18 protein-coding genes, 2 tRNA genes and 1 other RNA gene are annotated in these 19,212 nt (G+C 28.0%); 7 read left to right on the plus strand and 14 right to left on the minus strand.

The features are described from left to right. Positions 1–111: 111 nt before the first annotated feature. The 8 genes from QZ306_RS04705 to QZ306_RS04740 all read right to left on the minus strand — a co-directional run bounded on the left by QZ306_RS04705 (position 112) and on the right by QZ306_RS04740 (position 5,307). Positions 112–966 carry a toxin A gene (locus QZ306_RS04705; RefSeq protein WP_295161684.1) on the minus strand — a complete coding sequence of 285 codons (855 nt, stop codon included), beginning with the start codon at positions 964–966 and terminating at the stop codon, positions 112–114. Between the two features lie 139 nt (positions 967–1,105). Further along, the gene (recA, locus tag QZ306_RS04710) at positions 1,106–2,383 is read right to left on the minus strand and encodes a recombinase RecA (RefSeq protein ID WP_295161686.1); all 1,278 of its coding nucleotides are present in this window, start codon (positions 2,381–2,383) and stop codon (positions 1,106–1,108) included. A gap of 126 nt (positions 2,384–2,509) precedes the next feature. Beyond that, positions 2,510–2,604, minus strand: an RNA gene (gene ffs, locus QZ306_RS04715) — signal recognition particle sRNA small type. Between the two features lie 32 nt (positions 2,605–2,636). Continuing rightward, positions 2,637–2,721 (minus strand) — tRNA-Ser (locus tag QZ306_RS04720). Positions 2,722–2,735: 14 nt separating this feature from the next. Next, positions 2,736–2,809, minus strand: a tRNA-Arg gene (locus QZ306_RS04725). 76 nt (positions 2,810–2,885) lie between these two features. Then, positions 2,886–3,629 carry a hypothetical protein gene (locus tag QZ306_RS04730; protein WP_295161687.1) on the minus strand — a complete coding sequence of 248 codons (744 nt, stop codon included), beginning with the start codon at positions 3,627–3,629 and terminating at the stop codon, positions 2,886–2,888. Between the two features lie 18 nt (positions 3,630–3,647). Further along, entirely contained in the window at positions 3,648–4,106 is a 459-nt protein-coding gene (gene rsfS / locus QZ306_RS04735; protein WP_295161689.1) for a ribosome silencing factor, read from the minus strand. Next, positions 4,090–5,307: an LCP family protein gene (locus QZ306_RS04740; protein WP_295161690.1), complete on the minus strand. Its 1,218-nt coding sequence runs from the start codon at positions 5,305–5,307 to the stop codon at positions 4,090–4,092. Before QZ306_RS04740 ends, rsfS begins: the two co-directional genes overlap by 17 nt. Before the next feature lie 268 nt (positions 5,308–5,575). Here QZ306_RS04740 and QZ306_RS04745 point away from each other — a divergent pair, with 268 nt between their 5' ends. The 6 genes from QZ306_RS04745 (at position 5,576) to purC (ending at position 10,056) form a co-directional block, all read left to right on the plus strand. Next, positions 5,576–6,550, plus strand: coding sequence for a hypothetical protein (locus QZ306_RS04745; RefSeq protein ID WP_295161692.1), 975 nt, complete (start codon positions 5,576–5,578; stop codon positions 6,548–6,550). A gap of 14 nt (positions 6,551–6,564) precedes the next feature. After that, positions 6,565–7,548, plus strand: coding sequence for a hypothetical protein (locus tag QZ306_RS04750; RefSeq protein WP_295161694.1), 984 nt, complete (start codon positions 6,565–6,567; stop codon positions 7,546–7,548). 55 nt (positions 7,549–7,603) lie between these two features. After that, on the plus strand, positions 7,604–8,068 hold the full coding sequence (gene msrB / locus QZ306_RS04755) for a peptide-methionine (R)-S-oxide reductase MsrB (RefSeq protein ID WP_295161696.1): 465 nt from the start codon (positions 7,604–7,606) through the stop codon (positions 8,066–8,068). Between the two features lie 45 nt (positions 8,069–8,113). After that, positions 8,114–8,722 carry a peptide-methionine (S)-S-oxide reductase MsrA gene (gene msrA / locus QZ306_RS04760; protein ID WP_295161697.1) on the plus strand — a complete coding sequence of 203 codons (609 nt, stop codon included), beginning with the start codon at positions 8,114–8,116 and terminating at the stop codon, positions 8,720–8,722. A 47-nt stretch (positions 8,723–8,769) separates the two neighbouring features. Continuing rightward, complete coding sequence (gene purE, locus QZ306_RS04765; RefSeq protein ID WP_295161699.1) at positions 8,770–9,258, plus strand: 5-(carboxyamino)imidazole ribonucleotide mutase; 489 nt, start codon at positions 8,770–8,772, stop codon at positions 9,256–9,258. An 81-nt stretch (positions 9,259–9,339) separates the two neighbouring features. Continuing rightward, entirely contained in the window at positions 9,340–10,056 is a 717-nt protein-coding gene (gene purC, locus QZ306_RS04770; RefSeq protein ID WP_295161700.1) for a phosphoribosylaminoimidazolesuccinocarboxamide synthase, read from the plus strand. Positions 10,057–10,116: 60 nt separating this feature from the next. Here purC and QZ306_RS04775 read toward each other — a convergent pair whose 3' ends face one another. The 6 genes from QZ306_RS04775 to QZ306_RS04800 form a co-directional block, all read right to left on the minus strand. Continuing rightward, positions 10,117–10,596, minus strand: a complete 480-nt coding sequence (locus tag QZ306_RS04775; protein WP_295161701.1) for a hypothetical protein — start codon at positions 10,594–10,596, stop codon at positions 10,117–10,119. 102 nt (positions 10,597–10,698) lie between these two features. Continuing rightward, the gene (gene purF, locus QZ306_RS04780) at positions 10,699–12,102 is read right to left on the minus strand and encodes an amidophosphoribosyltransferase (RefSeq protein ID WP_363322627.1); all 1,404 of its coding nucleotides are present in this window, start codon (positions 12,100–12,102) and stop codon (positions 10,699–10,701) included. 329 nt (positions 12,103–12,431) lie between these two features. After that, positions 12,432–12,908: a hypothetical protein gene (locus QZ306_RS04785; RefSeq protein WP_295161705.1), complete on the minus strand. Its 477-nt coding sequence runs from the start codon at positions 12,906–12,908 to the stop codon at positions 12,432–12,434. Continuing rightward, on the minus strand, positions 12,811–13,071 hold the full coding sequence (locus tag QZ306_RS04790; RefSeq protein ID WP_295161707.1) for a hypothetical protein: 261 nt from the start codon (positions 13,069–13,071) through the stop codon (positions 12,811–12,813). The genes QZ306_RS04785 and QZ306_RS04790 overlap by 98 nt, the downstream gene beginning before the upstream one ends. Positions 13,072–13,524: 453 nt before the next feature. Next, a complete protein-coding gene (locus QZ306_RS04795; protein WP_295161709.1) occupies positions 13,525–14,514 on the minus strand; it encodes a glycosyltransferase family 9 protein in 990 nt (329 codons plus the stop codon). 12 nt (positions 14,515–14,526) lie between these two features. Continuing rightward, entirely contained in the window at positions 14,527–15,642 is a 1,116-nt protein-coding gene (locus tag QZ306_RS04800) for an AI-2E family transporter (RefSeq protein WP_295161710.1), read from the minus strand. Positions 15,643–15,835: 193 nt separating this feature from the next. On the opposite strand from QZ306_RS04800, the gene QZ306_RS04805 reads away from it, so the two are divergent. Continuing rightward, positions 15,836–19,210, plus strand: a complete 3,375-nt coding sequence (locus QZ306_RS04805; protein WP_295161712.1) for an exodeoxyribonuclease V subunit beta — start codon at positions 15,836–15,838, stop codon at positions 19,208–19,210. Positions 19,211–19,212: the final 2 nt, after the last annotated feature.

A 19,212-nucleotide genomic window follows, 5' to 3' on the forward strand; every position in this document is an offset into this window, starting at 1 on the left:
GCAAGAACGAGGCGGCGGGATTATTTATAAACCCGCCGTAATCAGCCGAGTTCGACCGAGTAGGCGCCATTAATGGCGGCATAGCAATAATAAAAATAATAAAAAACTTTATCATATTATTCTATATGTTATCATAGCATTTAAATCAAAGTATAATGTTGCAGTAAACTTAGGATGTTCTATATACTGACCTATTTTTAAATCAATTTCCGTATATATTCTATTTAAAAACTCATATTCAAAATTAGCATAAGCACCTATAGAATGCCATAATTGCTTAGTATTGTTCATATAGGCAAGCATATAATTAACTCCGACTTTTAAAGGCATTAAATCAAAAATAAACATAGAATCAAGCTTATATGATATATCATTTTGATCTCTAATTAATAATAAATCATAATCTAAATAATACTTTCCAAATTTATTATATGCATATTTAAAAGCAAGCCCTGCCTGTATAGTTAATCCTCTTCCGTCAAATAAGGATTTTAAAAAACTTATTTTAAATGTCGGCGTAACTTCAGCTTCAAATGATAAATTTGAAGTTTTATGCGCACTTGATATTCCTGAAACTGAAAAATCATCATTAGGACTATTAAAATTTACAAATCCCCTTTTGGCATAAGAAAGATAATAATTAAGCATAGATAATTTTACATCTATATTAAAATACTCCGAAATAGAACTATTAACAAAAAATGTAAGCCTATTCATTTCGGCGCTTATATGATCTTCCATACCTACATCGGTTTTTATTCCCTCCCAAATATATCCTGGAAACATATCAGATATAAATCTGTAAAAAAGCATGATTCTTCCGCCGCCGTCAAAATAAGGGCTGAATCTTCCCTTTAAATCCGCACCTATATAGAGACCTGCCTGCATATTAGTCTGAGCTTTTAAAGGCTTAAATATTATTAAAGCATATATTATAAAAATATATAAAAATTTTATCTGCTTCATTAAAAAACATTCTATAATTAATTTTATAAGCAATATTATATCATTTTATAAAAATATGTATATGCCTTTTTATTTAAAATAAAAAAAGGGCTCAATATAAAGCCCTGTATTAAAAAATAAATTATTTTACTTATAATTATTAATTTTTTACTGGAGTTACAATAGTATCCTCAAAATCATTATCGCTGTAAGTTTCATCATTGGAATATGCCTCTTGTACACTCATTAAAAGATTAGAATCATCTTCATCTTTCTTTTTAGATTTTTTGCTTGAAGATTTAATTTCTGAATTTTCATCTTCATTATCTTCTTTTGAACCTTCTTTAACGCCGCCGTTTTTCTGCTCTTCTAAATATTCAGCAAGCTTTTCTTTTACTTTATCCGCTCCGCCCATATTTAATGTTTCTCTAATCTGTATTTCAAGCTCCATACGCATTTTAGTATCCGATGCAAGAAGCTCCCTCACCTTTTCTTTACCCTGTGCAATCTGCTCGCCGTTGTAATAAAACCAAGCTCCGCTTCTTGTTATTATTTTCGCCTCCATTGCCAAATCAATTAAAAGCCCCTCAGATGATATGCCTTTTCCGAATATTATTTCCAAATTAACAATTTTAAATGGAGATGATAATTTGTTTTTCACTACTTTTATCTTTACTTTATGACCTATAGTTTCATCGCCTTTTTTAATCCATTCAGTTCTTCTGATATCAAGCCTTACTGAAGAATAAAACTTCAAAGCCTTACCGCCTGTTGTAGTTTCAGTAGGACCTGCACCGTAACCTGTAGTTGCAATATTCTGTCTTAACTGATTAATAAATATTACAGCAGTATTGGTATTGCTTATTATAGCTGTAAGTTTTCTCAGAGCATGACTCATAAGTCTGGCTTGCAAAGCTATATGAGCGTCTCCTATATCTCCCGCAAGTTCCGCCTTAGAAACAAGCGCCGCAACAGAATCTACAACTACTATATCGAAAGCTGTGGAAGAAACAACTTTTTCTAATATTTCCAAAGCTTCTTCGCCGCTGTTAGGCTGAGAAATATATAAATTATCAATATCAACACCTAAAGCACTTGCATATATAGGATCCAAAGCATGTTCGGCATCTATAAAAGCCGCATATCCTCCAGCCTTCTGTGCCTCAGCTATAATATGAAGCGTAAGAGTAGTTTTTCCAGATGCCTCATGTCCGTAAATCTCTATTATCCTTCCTCTTGGCACTCCGCCTACGCCTAAAGCATGATCAAGCGTTAATGCTCCTGTGGAAATAACACCAACATTAACGGTTTTATTGCTTCCAAGCCTCATAAATGATCCAGCACCATATTTTTTATTTATCTGATCTGTAATAGCTTCAATAGCTTCGCTTTTACCGTCTTTTTTTATTTCAGAAGTTTCTTTCTTTTTAGTAGCCATTTATATTTTCTCCTAAAAAAATAATATAATAATATAATAATAATATATTGTATAAAAATACATTATTTTGTCAAGTTGTTTGCTAATAAATAATAAAAAAATTAAGATATATACATAAAAAGCCCCTTATAACAGGAAAACTAGCACCCAATTGGGCTGACTTACCGTTGCTTCCTTCCGAACCTGGCGGATTCATCATCAATTGCCGTAGAACCCTGTTATAAGAGATGTAAAAATTAAAAAGAACTATACACGGAGAGAGTGGGATTCGAACCCACGGTACTTTACGCACACACGACTTCCAATCGTGCTCCTTAGGCCAGCTCGGACATCTCTCCTTATTAGGATTCAATGTGCCTGAGAAGATTTGAACTTCCAGCCTTCAGAACCGCAATCTGATGCTCTATCCAATTGAGCTACAGGCACTTAAATATTTTAGTGTAAAAATTATAACATAATTGATATTTTTTTGCAAATTTCCACACCATATAATACATAAATATTATAAACCGAATATACCCTGCCCGAATTTCAAGCCTAACTGAACGCCTAAATCAAATGAGGCCAAATTTCTGCTGTCAACATATTCTCTTTCAGCACCTCTTAAATCTATACCGAAATCAGTACCCATATAAGCACCCAGTACAACAGCAATTTCATTATGCACATAAAAAGAATAGTCAAATGTAAGTTTAATATAAGTCATAACTGCATTCTTCATGACATCATTCATTTGGGAAACTTTATAATAACTAGTCATTTCTGTAATAGTATTATCATGCGACGATTCTAATGTATGTGTTAAATGCATTGGTATTTTTACTCCTATGCCCAATCCGAAAGCAAAATTATTATAGTGAAATTTAGGCAGTATTCCCAAAGATAAGCTTTCAAAAGTATAGTATTCTTTTTTATTCACATTAACGCCGTTATTATTATAAAAATCAGTTAAAGAAAATGTATCATGCGAATAACCCAAATCTAATAATAAACTTATTCCTTTATTTCCGTCCGTTATCAAATATCCTGCATTAATATTTATTCCGCTATCAAATCCAACAGAGCCTACTTTTTTCTTATAATTATTTACATAATCTGAAGGGGCATCTTTAAAAAAGTTTACATTATAAAAACTGAAACTAGCACCTACTGGAACCATAATTCCAAACTGCCAGCCGCTTTCGGCAAAAGATAATTTTGAAAATACAAGCATAAAAGATAGTATAATGATTAATTTTTGTCTCATATATAATACTCCTTAAAGTTAAAATTCAGGCATATCTATTTTCTTAGCCTCATGCCATAATTTATCTAAATCGTAATATTCTCTGCCCTCTTCGGTAAATATATGCACAACCAAAAATCCATAATCGCTTAAATACCATACGGACTGAGTATCATTATTGTTCTGCGCATAAGGGAGAACTCCTTCAAGTTTTAAATCTTTATAAACTGCATCGGAGCCCGCTTTCATCTGAGGGGAAGAAGAAGCTGTAGCCAATATAAAAAAGTCGGATAAACTTGTAACTTCCTCCAAATCTAATATAACAATATCTTCAAGTTTTTTATTATGCAAAGCCTTAGCCGCTTTTAAAGTCAGCTCTTTTGCTTTGTTTTTATCTATAATTTTTTTCTTTCTCTTTTTCAATTTTGTTTCTGAAACTTCATTAACATCATTATTTGAAAATTCTTTATCTTCTTTTTTATTATTGCGTAATTTCATAATAATCATTCCCCAAAATTAATACTGCATTATTTAATACTCTTCTGTCGGTTTTTGCATATATTCTTGCAATCCTTTCTTCATTTGCAACCATAAATGCTTTTTCAATCTGCCCGTCTCTGATAAGAACCACACTCTCATTCAGCCTAATTCCGAAATTGCCGTATTCTCCAGCCGAAAAACCTCTGTAGCGCATTCTGATATTTACTCTGTCTGCAAGTCCCACAACAGAAGTGGCATTAAGAACCGTTAAGCTTACATCTTCATTATTTAATTTGCTCTTCTGAGTTTTAAGCTCCACATACAAAGTTAAATCTTCCATCTGCTTAATAAAAGCTCTTCCGTTGAATATAGGTGTTAAAACTCCGTCATCATTAACTCTTGCATCTATATTTTCTATAACCAGAGTCCTTTCATTACTGTTTGCAAGTATATTCATAAATGCCTTTATGTCGGGAGGTCTTAAATTGCTTTTTATCTTATAAAATAAAGCATTCCTCATATCCTTAGAACTAATTATATTTCTAAGCTGATGGCTTTGTATTAAGCCTATCATAGAATTAACTATAATATCCTCCAATTTATATAAAGTCTCTATATCTTCATAACCTTTCATATTCAAATAATGTAAATATGATATTGTTTTTTTTCCAGTAAAAACCCATTCGCCTATATCAAATGAAAGTTCATAGCCTTTTTCTTCATCTTTATAATAAATAGGCTCTTCAATATACATTTTAATGCCGCCTATTAAATCTATGATATCAGATATTTGACTATTATTAACTGTAATATTATAGCTTATTTTTTTATTTAAAGAAGCTTCAATAACCTTAAAAACTGCTTTTTCTCCTTTTTCTTTATAGAGTTTATTCAGCTCTAAATAAATGGAATCTCTGTTATTATGTAATGCTAAATTTCTTGGAAGTCCTATTAAGCCTATTCTGTTATTCAGAGAGGATACTATACCTGCATAAGCCCCGTAAATATTATTATCATCTACAAATAAAATTGAAAAATATAAAGGCTTATCATTTCTTTTTGCTATATCCAATTTGCTTACAAAAAAATAATAAAATAATAAACCGATAAAAGTTAATGAAAATAATGCGGAAAAAATTATTAAAAAAACGGCTTTTTTATTAGCCTGACTTATTATTCTTAAAGCATTATCATTAATATTTTTATCTTTTTTATTCATTTATATATAATATATTATGTTAATTGAGTTGTCAAATATATTTTTATGTAAAAATCTTTATGTTAAATATTGAAATTGTTAAAGTTTATAATATAATATAATATAATATAATATATTCATATAAAATTATTGGATTTTTGCTATGAATTTTTTAAAAAAAATTATATTTATTTTCGGACTAATTCTTTCGTTAATATCATTAAATACTTTAATGTTATGCCGAAAACATAGAAAAGACTGCAAGGAAATAGACAAAGACTACTAGTATATGATTTTTCATAAAAACAAATTTACATTATTACTGATACTTTTCTTTAGCATTAATATATACCCTGTAACTATAACTATTCTTCCGTTTTCAAGCATTAATGAATCTTGGATAGAAGAATATAATGCCGATGACGGTATGCCGAGAATACTGGGAGATGTATTAATAAATACAAAAATGATAAATGCTACCGATTATGATCTTCTCATATCGTACTTCAGTTCTTATGAAATAGTGGCATCATATAAAATTTTAAAGACTAATTTGCAGGTGGCTTCCGATTTTATTAAAGAAACATTTAATTCGGATTACATAATAACGGGAGAAATACTAAACTTCAATTTAAAAAAAGGCGGAAAAGATACGGCAAATGCAGAGTTCAAAGTAAATTTAATAGATATAAACTCATTAAAAACTGTTCAGTCTTTTACAGACAGCGGAAGTTATACATTGCCTAATAATAGCCCCGTATATTCATCGGAAGACGCTCTTTTTATAGAAACTGCTCTTGGCAGGGCTTCTTATATAGCTTTAAATAAAACAGCAAATAAAATTACTGAATTTCTTAAAAATCCTCCTCTTACTGGAATAATAACAAGAATAGAGGATAATAAAATTTATATAAATTTAGGAAAAATAAATAATATAAAAAAAGGCGATGAATTTAATATATATAAAACAGATAAGGTACTGGAATTACCCAATGAAAAAAGTATTTCAACTAATATAAGCAACAGCCCGAAAAATTTTATTCATACAAATGAAAATACAAAAGAATATATGGGAGTTAGAACAAATGAAAACGGAGATGTTTGGTACACCAGCGAAATGCTTTATAAATACAGATACTATAAAAATATTGAAACTTTTATAGGCTCAGCCAAAGTTATAGAAACTTATGATAATTTTGCAATACTTGAAAATACTGATAAAAAAGAAATAGAACTTATGATGACGGTGAAAATAAAAAATTAGGAGATAATCAATATATGATATCAAAACATAATGTAATATACAATGATATTGATAAAGAAGATTATTATATTTATATAGATCATAAAAATAATAAAGGCATATTCGCTCCTTATTATAAAGGAACTTGGAATAGTTTTTTATATGATTTTAAATTAGATATATGCAGAATATTTCATAAAAATGCAAGATCATATTCAATACTTGATATATCTCTAGACGGAACGGCAATAATGACAATATCGGTTGCAGGCAAAGATGATCAGCATAATATATTTAAGATAATAGAAATAGGAACGAATAAAGTTTTATTAGAAATAACAAATCTATATGTTTATGAGGCGAATTTTACAGTAAATCCTAGATATATATTTATAAGAGCAAGAGATATAAATATTATGAAAGTGTTTATATATGATATACATACAAAAAAAATTGTATATACATTAAAAGAAAATATTTTAATAGTAAACGGAGCTTTTGATGAAAAAAGAGAGATATTTTCATATCCTTCTGCTTCAGAAATCAGAATTATTAATCATTTAAACTTTAATACACTTACCGAAACAAAAGAATTAATACAATACTCTGAAATTAAAGCATCAAAAATATTTAATGCAGGAGGAAAAGATTTACTTCTTATTGACAACAATGAATATATATCTCTGTACAGCGATAAAAAAATAATTTGGAAAATACAATTTCTTTCTTTTGTTAATTACTATATCGGAGGTTTTTTCTATCTTAAAGAAGATAATAAAGTATATTTAGATACACCCGCTATTATTCAGGAAAAAATGTCAAACACTCAAATTGACTCTATGGTATTATACAGAATAGATGCATACTCAGGCAATATAGAAGCTATACAGCTGCCTTCTAAAATAAAATATAAAAAATTTACTCATATGTTTGATTATAAAATTATAGATGCATCAGGTAATATATTTGATTTGAAAGACAGAACTGCATATTCATTTCCAATAAAAACATACAGATAGAAATATATAAAAGAAAGCTATTGATTTAAAAATAATTATTACTATAATAAATATTATGAGAAATAATATATTATTTACTGTTATATGGCTTGCAATCATTATTTCATGCAATGAAAAACAGAATAATGAATACATAGTATACAGCACAAACAAAAACTTATCTGATGAAGAATATCATGTATTAATAAATAAAGGCACCGAAATACCATTCACGGGAGATCTTTTACATCTTAAAGAAGATGGTATATATATATGCAGAATATGCGAAACTCCTTTATTCAGCTCAGAAGCAAAATTCGACTCTGGAACAGGCTGGCCTAGTTTTGATGATGCAATAAAAGAAAATGTTAAACTTATCCCTGAAGATAATAAAATTGAGACGGTATGCGCAAACTGCGGCGGACATTTAGGGCATGTATTTTACGGAGAAAACTTTACAAAAAAAGACATCAGATATTGCATTAATTCGGTTTCCTTAGATTTTATAAGCAAATTTACTAATAAAAATTCAGAAAAATAAGCAATATAATGATAATAAAGAATAAATACTGACGGAGAAAATTATATGATAAAAAAAACAATAATAATTTCAGCTTTATTATCAATAATATCTTGCTCTCAGAATATTAAAAGCCAAAATATTAATAATAAAGAGGACAATAATATGAATAGAAATACGCAGATGCCCGATAATGTTAAATATGCATATTTTTCATCAGGCTGCTTTTGGGGAACGGAATATTGGTTTGAAAAATCTAAAGGAGTGCTTTCTGTTGTCAGCGGATATGCAGGAGGTCATAAAGTTAATCCTACTTATTATGAGGTATGTACAGGACTTACAGGACATTTAGAAACCGTAAGAGTAGCTTATGATCCTGATAAAACTTCTTATGAAGAATTAGTCAAACTTTTTTTTGAAACGCATGACTTTACTCAGAAAAACGGACAAGGTCCAGATATAGGACCGCAGTATTTATCTGCAGTTTTCTATCAAAATGATGAAGAAAAGAAAATAGCCGAAAAATATGTTCAAATATTAAGAGATAAAAATTATGATGTGGCTACTTCGGTAAGAGAATATAAAAACTTCTATGAAGCGGAAGATTATCATCAGGATTATTATGCTAAAAAAGGCTCTATGCCGTATTGCCATTTTTATACTAAAATATTCTAAAAACATATAAAAAATAAATATATAATATTAAAAATAAGGATAATACTATGAAAGCTGCTGTAATATTTGGAAGCAGAAGCGATACTGATAAAATGAAAGGCGCCGCTTCTTGTTTAAAAGAGTTTGGAGTAGAATATAAAGCATTTATACTTTCCGCTCACAGAGTGCCCGAACATCTTGAAAAAACTATTAAACATATAGAGGAAAATAATTATGAAGTTATAATTGCAGGTGCGGGACTTGCAGCGCATCTTCCGGGCGTGATAGCATCAAAAACAATACTTCCTGTAATAGGAGTGCCTATAAGTGCGAATGTTCTTGACGGAATGGACTCTTTACTTTCTATAGTTCAAATGCCTAAACCTATAACAGTTGCAACCGTAGGAATAAATAATTCCTATAATGCAGGAATGCTTGCCGTAGAAATATTGGCTTTAAAATACAGCAGTATAAAAAATAAGCTTATAGAATACAGAAAAAAAATGAAAGAAGATTTTATTAAAGATAACGATAAGCCTATAGACTTTGATATTTAATTATTTTTAATAGAAAATAATTAAAAAAGATATACAATTAAAGAAAAATATATAAAAGTTTAATCATAATAGGAGTTATTAATGTCTAAAGAAAAAAAAGAAATGCTGTATGAAGGAAAAGCTAAAAAAATTTATGCTTCCGATAATGCAGATGAAATAATAGTATATTACAAAGATGATGCAACCGCTTTTAACGGCGAGAAAAAAGGATCTATAAAAGATAAAGGCATAATGAATAATGAAATTACTTCATTGCTTTTTAAGATGCTTGAAAAAAACGGAGTAAAAACTCATTTTATAGAAAAGTTAAATGACAGAGAACAGCTATGTCAAAAAGTTTCAATTTTTCCATTGGAAGTAATTGTAAGAAATATAATTGCAGGCTCTATGTCTAAAAGACTTGGAATAGAAGAAGGTACGGTTCCTGCAAACACTATATTTGAAATTTGCTATAAAAATGATGAATACGGAGATCCCCTAATCAATGATCATCATGCAGCCGCTTTAAAGCTTGCAGATTATGATGAATTAAAATATATTTATGAAGCAGCTTCAAAAATTAATAATCTTCTTAAAGAAGCTTTAGATAAAATAGGCATTACTTTAGTTGATTTTAAAGTGGAGTTTGGTAAAAATTCAAAAGGAGAAATACTTTTAGCCGATGAGATTACACCAGACACATGCAGATTCTGGGATAAAGAAACAGGTAAAAAATTAGACAAAGACAGATTCAGAAGAGATTTAGGTTCTATTGAAGAGGCTTATATAGAAGTTTTAAATAGACTTAATAATTTATAATAAAAAAATACTTTGACGGATATCTTTATATCTGCCAAAGTATTTTTATATATTTTATTTTTACTTAGTTTTTTTTATTTCTGTTATTTTTACTTCTTTTACTTTTTCTTCCGCCGTCTTTTTTAATATTAATTTTTCTCTGTCTTTTTCAGATATATAATATTCATTTCTTAATTTCAGTACAATATCTTTTGCATAATTGATTGACTCATTTTTTTTATATGCATGTATAAGTATTTGTATTAATGATATGGTAGAAGGAAGACCTATATAAATAACGGCAATGCCTGCGGAAGGAACAGATGCTATGAAAGAAGCTATTAAAGCTTTATCTTTTCCGAATTTTTTTGACGATATTACAGCAGCTGCTGCAACCGCAGCCCCTCCTATAAGAACTCCCCAAGCAATTTTACCCGTATTCTTAATATTAGAAACTTTCTTTCCAAGCTTATAATCTATATAAATAATATCCTGATCCTCAATAAGAGCATTTACAAGCTCCTCTTCATTCATACAAATTTTATAAGAAACATCTTTCATAATTCTTAATAACCTCATTTACCATAGTTATATGATAATTTTATTAATAAAAAAGTCAATGCAGGCAATAGGCATAATTTTTTTATATATTAGCAATTTTTTTTAAGCCTGTATTTTATTAGGTATTTCAGCAGGATAATTACCCGTAAAACAGCCTGTACAATAGTTATTGTTTTCCAAAGCCTCAAGCATATCTTCTATTGTAAGATATTCCAAAGTATCAGCATTAATTTCATTTCTAATCTCTTCCACAGAAAGTTTTGCCCCTATAAGTTCTTTTTTTGAAGATATATCAACACCGTAATAACAAGGGCTTTTAATAACAGGAGATGCAGACCTAAAATGAACCTCCTTAGCACCCGCCCTTCTTACTATATCTATTAATATTCTGCTGGTAGTTCCTCTCACTAATGAATCATCTATTAATATAACTCTTTTTCCGTATATTAAATGCTTTAAAGGATTAAATTTAAGCTTTACAGTTTCTTCTCTTGTGGATTGTTCGGGCATAATAAAAGTTCTTCCTATATATCTGTTTTTTACCAAACCTATGCTGTATGGAATACCGCTTTCTTTTGCAAATCCAAGCGCGGCTATAGTACCAGAGTCCTGAACTCCTATAACTATATCAGCATCTATTTTATTTTTTCTAGCCAATAAAACACCAGTTTGAAACCTCACATTATATACATTAATGCCGTCTATGTTACTTTCAGGACGTGCAAAATATATATGTTCAAATGCACAGGGGCTATGCTTTATTTCTTTTTTACTGTATTTAAAAGACTTTACACCTTCATCATCTATTATAACCATTTCTCCAGCTTCAATATCTCTTATAAACTCAGAACCCACCGCATCTAAAGCGCATGATTCTGAGGTTAGAAAATAATCTCCGTTGGAATTTGTACCTAAACATAAAGGTCTTATGCCGTATGGATCCCTTACGCCTATAAGCTTTCCATCTACAACTATTACTAAAGCAAAAGCGCCTTTTATAATATTTATGCTTTCTCTTATGCCTTCAATAAAATTATTAACCGTTTTTCTGGCTATAAGTTTTATTATAACTTCTGTATCGGAAGTTGCATTAAATGTGGCGCCGCCCTCTTCAAGCTCATTTCTCAATTCTTCGGAATTGGTTAAATTACCGTTATGAGCTATAGAAATCTGTCCGAGTCTGAAAAGGTTTTCAAGAGGCTGAGCATTTTCTATTCTGCTTGATCCTGTGGTGGAATAGCGTACATGTCCTATTGCAATATTTCCTTCCGTGTCTTTAGGAATATTTCCTGAAAATAAATCGGACACAAGCCCCATAGATTTATAAGTAAATAAATGTTTATAATTTGATATCGTTATTCCTGCACTCTCCTGCCCCCTATGCTGAAGCGAATAAAGAGCATAATTTAAAGTTTTCAATATGTCTTTCTTTATCTCTTTAGAGTAAATACCGAAAACCCCGCATTCTTCTCTAAGCTTATCATTTTTTTCAATATTATTATTCATCATATACTATTATTAACCGCATTTATTTTTCATAAATATTATAATTAATTGTATTTTAAAACAATAGATTTATTAAAAAAATTATATGACAAATAAATGTAATTATATACAAAATTTACCTAAATATTTTTATTTTTATTTTTTTAAAATAAAGCAAATTATTAAAAATGATATATATTAATTTAATTACTTTTACCTAAAAATTCAGTTTCTGCCATAAAAGTAGAATTTACTTATAAAAATAAGCATATTATACATTAAATCAATTAATGTATAATATGCTTTTAAAATGAAAATTAGGAAAAAACCTCTTATTTAAAGAATATTAATTAAGCCTTAGATCCGAATTTAAATCCTAACTGAACACCTATATCAAAAGTTCCTTCCTGATTTTTATATACACCAGTCCCATTATAATTATGATCATAGGCTTTTTTTGTAGGCATAAAATCATATCCTAAGCATAAGCCTAAATTCATAGCCATATTATCAGTGAAGAAGAAAGAATAATCAAAAGTAGCTTTAATATAGCCTATAACTGCAGGAGATAAGCCTAAACCATCATCAGTGCTAGTTAAACCTTTTGTATTATAATTATACTTTTGTTTAAATGTTTTACCTTCAAATGTAGTTTTACTATATATTTGTGCTGAAAGAGGAATTTTAACACCGCCTCCTATACCTATAGAGAAAGAATTAATATTAATTTTAGGAAGTATTGCTAATCTGCAAACTATGATATGAAGTAGAAGCATATATACTATAACCATCACTTTTGTAGCTAATTGTCCAAGTGTCATAAGCATAGCATATTTCACCAAGAAAGCTTAATCCCAAACCTTCTTTTAATGATAACATATAACCTAACTGAGCTGTAACTCCTGCATCAAAACCTGCTCCTACTTTTGCACTTTTATCATTTTTGTACTGTTTTCCTGCAGGCAAACCCAAACTGACACCAAGAGGCAAATTAAGTATAGCCTTGAAACTGCTTGCTGAGAATGCTGATACACTGAAAGAGAGCAGTATAAAAGATGCAGCAAAATCTTTTTAATAGTTTTCATTTTTATCTCCTTTGAATGTTTTAAGAGGTGGAATATAATATACTATCACTCCAAAAAAACAAAAAATATAGATTGATTTTATAATAAATGCATCACATCTTGAGCTGTAATGCATTATTATCATGAAGAATTCAGATGCAATGCCGAAAGAAACGGCATAGTATATAAAGTGTAAATTTTTATTGTAGACTGTATATAACTTTGATAGAATTACTAATTTTCATAGGTCTTATATTAACATAGTTTAAAAAATAAATTTATAATAATATCAATAATTTTTTAATATAAAATCAGTTAAGTAAGATTAAAAATATTTTTTATTGTTTTTTTCTTTTATTAATTATATTTAACAGCAGTTTTATATATTTTTATAAGCATATAAGAGAGAAGGCAGAATCTCTTCAGGCATAAGTTTTTTTAAGCAGTCTATAGTTTTGCATCCTCTTTTTATATACTCGCAATGAAAACTTTTTAATGCTTTGCAGTATTTTTTTCTTGCTTCTATATTGACAGCTTTATATCCCCTAACTCCGTAAATTAAAGGCAAAGTGTCTCCGAATATGCCTATTGAATATATGCCGCATGCATTGGCTATATGAAGAGGGGCACTGTCTCCGCCTATAAGCGCATAAGAATATTTTATTACAGATATAAGTTCTCTAATATTTAATTTATCAGTAAAATCATCTGCTATTTTATTTCCTAAACGCTTTTTCATTTCATTAGAAAAATCTAAATCATCTTTAGAGCCTATTAATATTATAGGTACTTTATACTCTTTATAAAACATATCTATAAGTTTAGAAAAATTATCAACATCATATCTTTTGCTTAACCTAGTGGCGCCTCCATGAACCAATAAAGCATTTTTATAATACCTCATCTTATTAATTGCAAACTGCTCTTCCTCTTCATTTAAGAATATTTCAGTATTAATTCCGTCCGTTTCTATATTCATAGGCTTTAATATAGATAAAATAGTATCAACTATATGCCTATTATGTTTTTTCCAAGCGGTTTTTTCTGTAAGCAAAAATCCTCTTAATTCACTGTTTACTCCAGCTCTTATTGGTATTTTAGCCTTATATAAAAGAGAAGCTCCGTAAAATGCAGTTGTGGCGGCAAAACCTATATCATAATTTTGTTTTTTTATATATTCAAGAACATTATCATCTTTTGCTATTATATTATTTATATGCGGATTTTCTTTTAATATATCAAGTCCAATAACTCCGTTTAAAACATCAATAATACAATCATTATAATGTTTTTTAACGGCTCTTATAAGAGGAGTAATAAAAATAGTATCGCCTATATAATTCATTCCTATAATCAGTATATTTTTCATATATAAAATCTTCTAATAATTTCTTCTTCTGACAATTCTTCCCTTTTTTTCCTCAAAAAGCCTCTCCTCATTATATATCTTCATAATTTCAAAAAATAAAATAAAACTTAAAGGACCAAGTATAATACCTGAAAGTCCGAAGAATAAAACTCCTCCAAGTATGGCAAAGAAAATAAATAAAGGGTGAAGCTCTATTCTATTACCCAGAAGCAGAGGACGTACAAAATTATCAGGTATAGTAATAAAAAACCAAGAACATAATACAAATATAACTGCCTTTATAATCTCACCCTTAATAATAAATAAAATGCCTAAAGGAAGCCATATTATAGTGGTGCCTATTACCGGCATAAAAGAAGCTATTATTGTAAGAAAAGCAAAAGTAAAAGAATTTGAAACTCCGAATATAGTATATACTATAAAAGCACAGAATCCCTGAAATATTCCTGTAAATAAATTGCCGAATACTATGCCTTTAATACCTTCCGAAACCTGTTTAATAAGTCTGTCAAGATATTTTCTTTCTATAGGAATTAATGTTCTAACCTGCTCTATTAAATATTCGCCGTCTATAAAAAAGAAAAAAAGAGAAAACATCATAAATATAAAAGAACTTACAAATCCTCCAGTACTCTTTAATAAACTGGCAACATTGTGGGTTAAATAAGAACTTATAAAAGTTAAATTAGAAAGAGAGGAATCCTGTATTCTTTTTAATATTGTCTCCATAGAAACATCTATCGGAAGAGATTTTAAAAAATTATTTATATTTGAATTATGCATAACTTTATCCACATCAAGATTCATAAAATATTTTATTCCTATATTGGAAATATCTATAAGCTGAACTATTATTGTATATGCCAATATGCTTGTAGGAAGTAAAAATATTATTAGCGATATTAAAGAAAAAAGCAGGGCTAAAGTATTTTTTTTTATAATAGAAATATTATCTTTTTTTTTATAGCTTTTACCCATAGCTTTTATAAATAACGGATTTAAAACAACATAAAAAACAACGGCAAAAAATATTATCATACCGAATGGTTTTAATAATTTATACATTATAAATATAGACAAAAATATAAAGGCTATAAAAAATATGTAACCTATATTGTTTTTACTCATAAACTCTCCGAAATTTAATAATAATATTTCATATGATAATATATATAACATATTTTTCAAGTATTTTATAAAATATTGCTGATAGAATAGAGAGCCATTTTATCACTTTAAAACTGTATCTGATATTTAGTAACCTGTAATCTAAGCCTGACAGGTACTCGCAATTTTTATATATTAATCATATAATATTTATATGAAATTTGAATTGAATGAACTTCAGGAAAATATAATAAAATGCTTTTTTGATAACGGTATATGTTTTGTTAATGCCTCAGCAGGAACTGGAAAAACAAGCACAATAACGGAACTATATTTAAATCTGTTAGAAAAAAAAGAAAAAGTATCAGATATAGCAGTTATAACCTTCACAAAAGCGGCTGCTAATGAAATGCTTCTCAGGATAAGATTAAAAGTAAGAAACAAAATATATGGAATAAAAGAATCAAATGATGATAAAAGCATAAAAGAAAAAAAATACTGGCAAAGCGTTTATAAAGATATACTTACAAGCGCTAAAATCTCAACTATAAACTCATTTGCAAACTCTATAGCAGCGGAAAATGCAATGCATCTTTCCATACCTCCGAATATGTCAATACTTGAAGACAATATGGAAATTCAGGAAACATTAAAAAATGCTGTTTTTGATATTTTAAGAAAAGAAGAATATGCTGGAAAAATCCGTTCCTTATACAGAATAGCCACTGAAGAAAGTAAAAATATATTTGCAGATAAAATATTAAATTTCTTACTTAAAATAAAACCGAGATTAGAAAATATACAAAAATTTGAAGAAAAAGCATTGGAAGCTTCAAATATTAAAGATAAATACGGTAAAATTTATAATGATATTTCTTATGTCAGTAATTTTTTAATAAATGATGACGGAAGCGAAAATAATACAATAAAATCTTTTAAAGTATTAATAAAAAATACTATAAGCAGCATAAGCAAATTATCAAATATAGATAATATAAAGAATATAAATGAAAATGAATTCGAAGATATAAAATATGCAGTTAATCTTGTATTATCAAAAAAAAATTCATGCGGAAATAAAAATAAAGAATTTAAAGAAAATATTGACCATTTAAAAAATCTCTATAATCAATTATTATTCTGCATAGATATAGAAAAAAATAAAGAAAATTATAATATTGTAATAAGATTTATAAAAGAAGCGTATAATCATATAGAAAAGCTAAAATCGGAAATGGGAATATATTCTCATGAAGATATGATGTATAAAGCAATAGAAGCTCTTGAAAATGAAAGTATTTCAAAGGAAATAAGGGACAATATATCTGTATTAATACTTGATGAAGCGCAGGATACAAGCATTCTTCAATTTAATTTTATTAACTTAATAGTATTCGGAAAAAGAAAAATAGAAAATCAATCAGTAAAAACAGATAAAAAATTGATGATAGTAGGAGACAGAAAGCAGTCCATATACAGATTTAGAAATGCCAATATAAATACTTTTGCTTATAATCAAAAAAAATTCAGCGGTTATGTCAGATATTTAAAAAATAATTACAGAAGCAATTCCATGCTTATAGATTTTTTTAATGACTTCTTCAAAAATATTGTTTTCTTAAATGATTATATTGAATATACAAAAGATGATGATCTTATTTACAGCAAAAAAACGGAAGATAAATCAGTATCCGTATTTCTGCTCAACAACAATATAGAAGATGAAAATATACATCTATATATGGACGATAAAACACAATTAGAAGCATATGCCATAGCGGAGCATATAAAAAATAATTACAGCGGAGACTATAAAAATACTGTTATACTTCTTCAGACATTCAAAAGATTGGATATGTATTTAAAAGCATTATCCGATTATAAAATACCCTACTATATTGACGGCGGAAATAAATTCTATTCCAGAGAAGAAATAAAGACAGTAAAAACATTCTTAGAATATTTAATACTAAGAGATCATGCCAAACTTCCGCAGCTGCTTAGAAGCGAATTATTTGATATTGATATTAATAATTTATCAGATTTCTTATTCAGTTTATTTATAAATAATTTAGATATCAAAGATTATTTTCCTAAAATCGTATATAATGAAAATAATTATAAAGAAATTGAAAAAATAGCAGAATCTAAAAGCTATTATAATCAATTAAGAAAGGCAAAAGAAATATTAAACAATATAGAAAATAAAACAGCTATGATGAACGCTTCTCAGATAATAGAAACTATATGCATTGATACTAATTTTTATAATTATTTAATGACTATGAATGATGCCGAAATCTCCTATGCCAATATAGAAAAATTAAAAACTATGGCAAATAATTTTGAAAATCAGACAGGAAATAATATTTATGATTTTGTACTTAATTTAAAAAATACAAACGACAATGAACCTTATTCCTCCATACCGAAACTATCCGTTGAATCTGTAAAAATAATGACTATACATAAATCTAAAGGATTAGAGTTTAATAATGTATTTGTAGCAGGAATGGGAAACTATATAAGACCGTATTTATCAGATTTTGATTTTATAGAAGAAAGTCCTTTCATAAAACTGCCTGTTAAAAATAAGCATTACAGTATAAATTTTTCATCATCTAATGAAGACGATAATAAAAAAAGCGAAATATCCGAAAAAAAAAGATTATTATATGTTGCCCTAACAAGAGCATCCTATAATTTGATGCTTTCAGGAGAATATCTAAGAGGAGAAACCTATAGAACATACCTAAACAGATATTTTAATGACGAAATAAAAAATTATAAATCGGATATTGCAAGTGAAGACACTGAAAAATTAATGGAATTAAAAGATATTGAAAATAAATTTATTAAGACTTATATGTATGGGCTATCTATAAAGCCCAAAGAAGAAATGAATATATTTGACATAAAAAAAATAAAAGAAGATGCCAATAGTGCATGTAACAGCAGAAAATTTGAAAATAAAATTATAGAAAATATAATTCCTTCTCTAAATAAAATTAATCAATCTAATAAAAATTATATTAATATATCGGATATGCTGGATAGAAAAATGTCAGAACTTCAAAATGATATAAATAAATTATATGAATACGATGAAAATATAATATTTATGTCCCCTAAGGATTTAGGCACGGCAATACATGAAATGCTTGAATATTTTGATTTTGATAAATATAGCAGAGAAAAAGAAAAATATCTGGAAAAAGTTAAATCATATATATTAAAAAATAATAGCCATTATAATAAAACTCAGCTGCTGAAAAGCTTAAACAGAGCATTTGAAAAATTATTTGAAAATGAGCATATACAAAATATATTATCAGGAAATGAAGAGATAGTATCCAGAGAACATACATTCCAGCATTACAGCGGCGAAAATATGATAACAGGAAAAATTGATATTATAACTAAAAATAAAGATGATGAATATTTTATTTTGGATTATAAAACAGCTGAATACAGCAAAGAAAATATAAATCTGTACAAATCTCAATTATCAGATTATAAATATATGTTCAAACATGCTTTTAATATTGATGAGAAAAAAATAAAAACAGATATCATTTTCTTAAAATAGAT

The sequence above is a fragment of the uncultured Brachyspira sp. genome, assembly GCF_910588665.1.
Taxonomy (GTDB): domain Bacteria; phylum Spirochaetota; class Brachyspiria; order Brachyspirales; family Brachyspiraceae; genus Brachyspira.

What these genes read in the sequence shown, in the direction of transcription:
- QZ306_RS04705 (WP_295161684.1), bottom strand. Translation starts at nt 966, where the DNA reads ATGAAGCAGATAAAATTTTTATATATTTTTATAATATATGCTTTAATA.
- recA (WP_295161686.1), bottom strand. Translation starts at nt 2,383, where the DNA reads ATGGCTACTAAAAAGAAAGAAACTTCTGAAATAAAAAAAGACGGTAAA.
- QZ306_RS04730 (WP_295161687.1), bottom strand. Translation starts at nt 3,629, where the DNA reads ATGAGACAAAAATTAATCATTATACTATCTTTTATGCTTGTATTTTCA.
- rsfS (WP_295161689.1), bottom strand. Translation starts at nt 4,106, where the DNA reads ATGAAATTACGCAATAATAAAAAAGAAGATAAAGAATTTTCAAATAAT.
- QZ306_RS04740 (WP_295161690.1), bottom strand. Translation starts at nt 5,307, where the DNA reads ATGAATAAAAAAGATAAAAATATTAATGATAATGCTTTAAGAATAATA.
- QZ306_RS04745 (WP_295161692.1), top strand. Translation starts at nt 5,576, where the DNA reads ATGATTTTTCATAAAAACAAATTTACATTATTACTGATACTTTTCTTT.
- QZ306_RS04750 (WP_295161694.1), top strand. Translation starts at nt 6,565, where the DNA reads ATGATATCAAAACATAATGTAATATACAATGATATTGATAAAGAAGAT.
- msrB (WP_295161696.1), top strand. Translation starts at nt 7,604, where the DNA reads ATGAGAAATAATATATTATTTACTGTTATATGGCTTGCAATCATTATT.
- msrA (WP_295161697.1), top strand. Translation starts at nt 8,114, where the DNA reads ATGATAAAAAAAACAATAATAATTTCAGCTTTATTATCAATAATATCT.
- purE (WP_295161699.1), top strand. Translation starts at nt 8,770, where the DNA reads ATGAAAGCTGCTGTAATATTTGGAAGCAGAAGCGATACTGATAAAATG.
- purC (WP_295161700.1), top strand. Translation starts at nt 9,340, where the DNA reads ATGTCTAAAGAAAAAAAAGAAATGCTGTATGAAGGAAAAGCTAAAAAA.
- QZ306_RS04775 (WP_295161701.1), bottom strand. Translation starts at nt 10,596, where the DNA reads ATGAAAGATGTTTCTTATAAAATTTGTATGAATGAAGAGGAGCTTGTA.
- purF (WP_363322627.1), bottom strand. Translation starts at nt 12,102, where the DNA reads ATGAATAATAATATTGAAAAAAATGATAAGCTTAGAGAAGAATGCGGG.
- QZ306_RS04785 (WP_295161705.1), bottom strand. Translation starts at nt 12,908, where the DNA reads ATGCTTATGACACTTGGACAATTAGCTACAAAAGTGATGGTTATAGTA.
- QZ306_RS04795 (WP_295161709.1), bottom strand. Translation starts at nt 14,514, where the DNA reads ATGAAAAATATACTGATTATAGGAATGAATTATATAGGCGATACTATT.
- QZ306_RS04800 (WP_295161710.1), bottom strand. Translation starts at nt 15,642, where the DNA reads ATGAGTAAAAACAATATAGGTTACATATTTTTTATAGCCTTTATATTT.
- QZ306_RS04805 (WP_295161712.1), top strand. Translation starts at nt 15,836, where the DNA reads ATGAAATTTGAATTGAATGAACTTCAGGAAAATATAATAAAATGCTTT.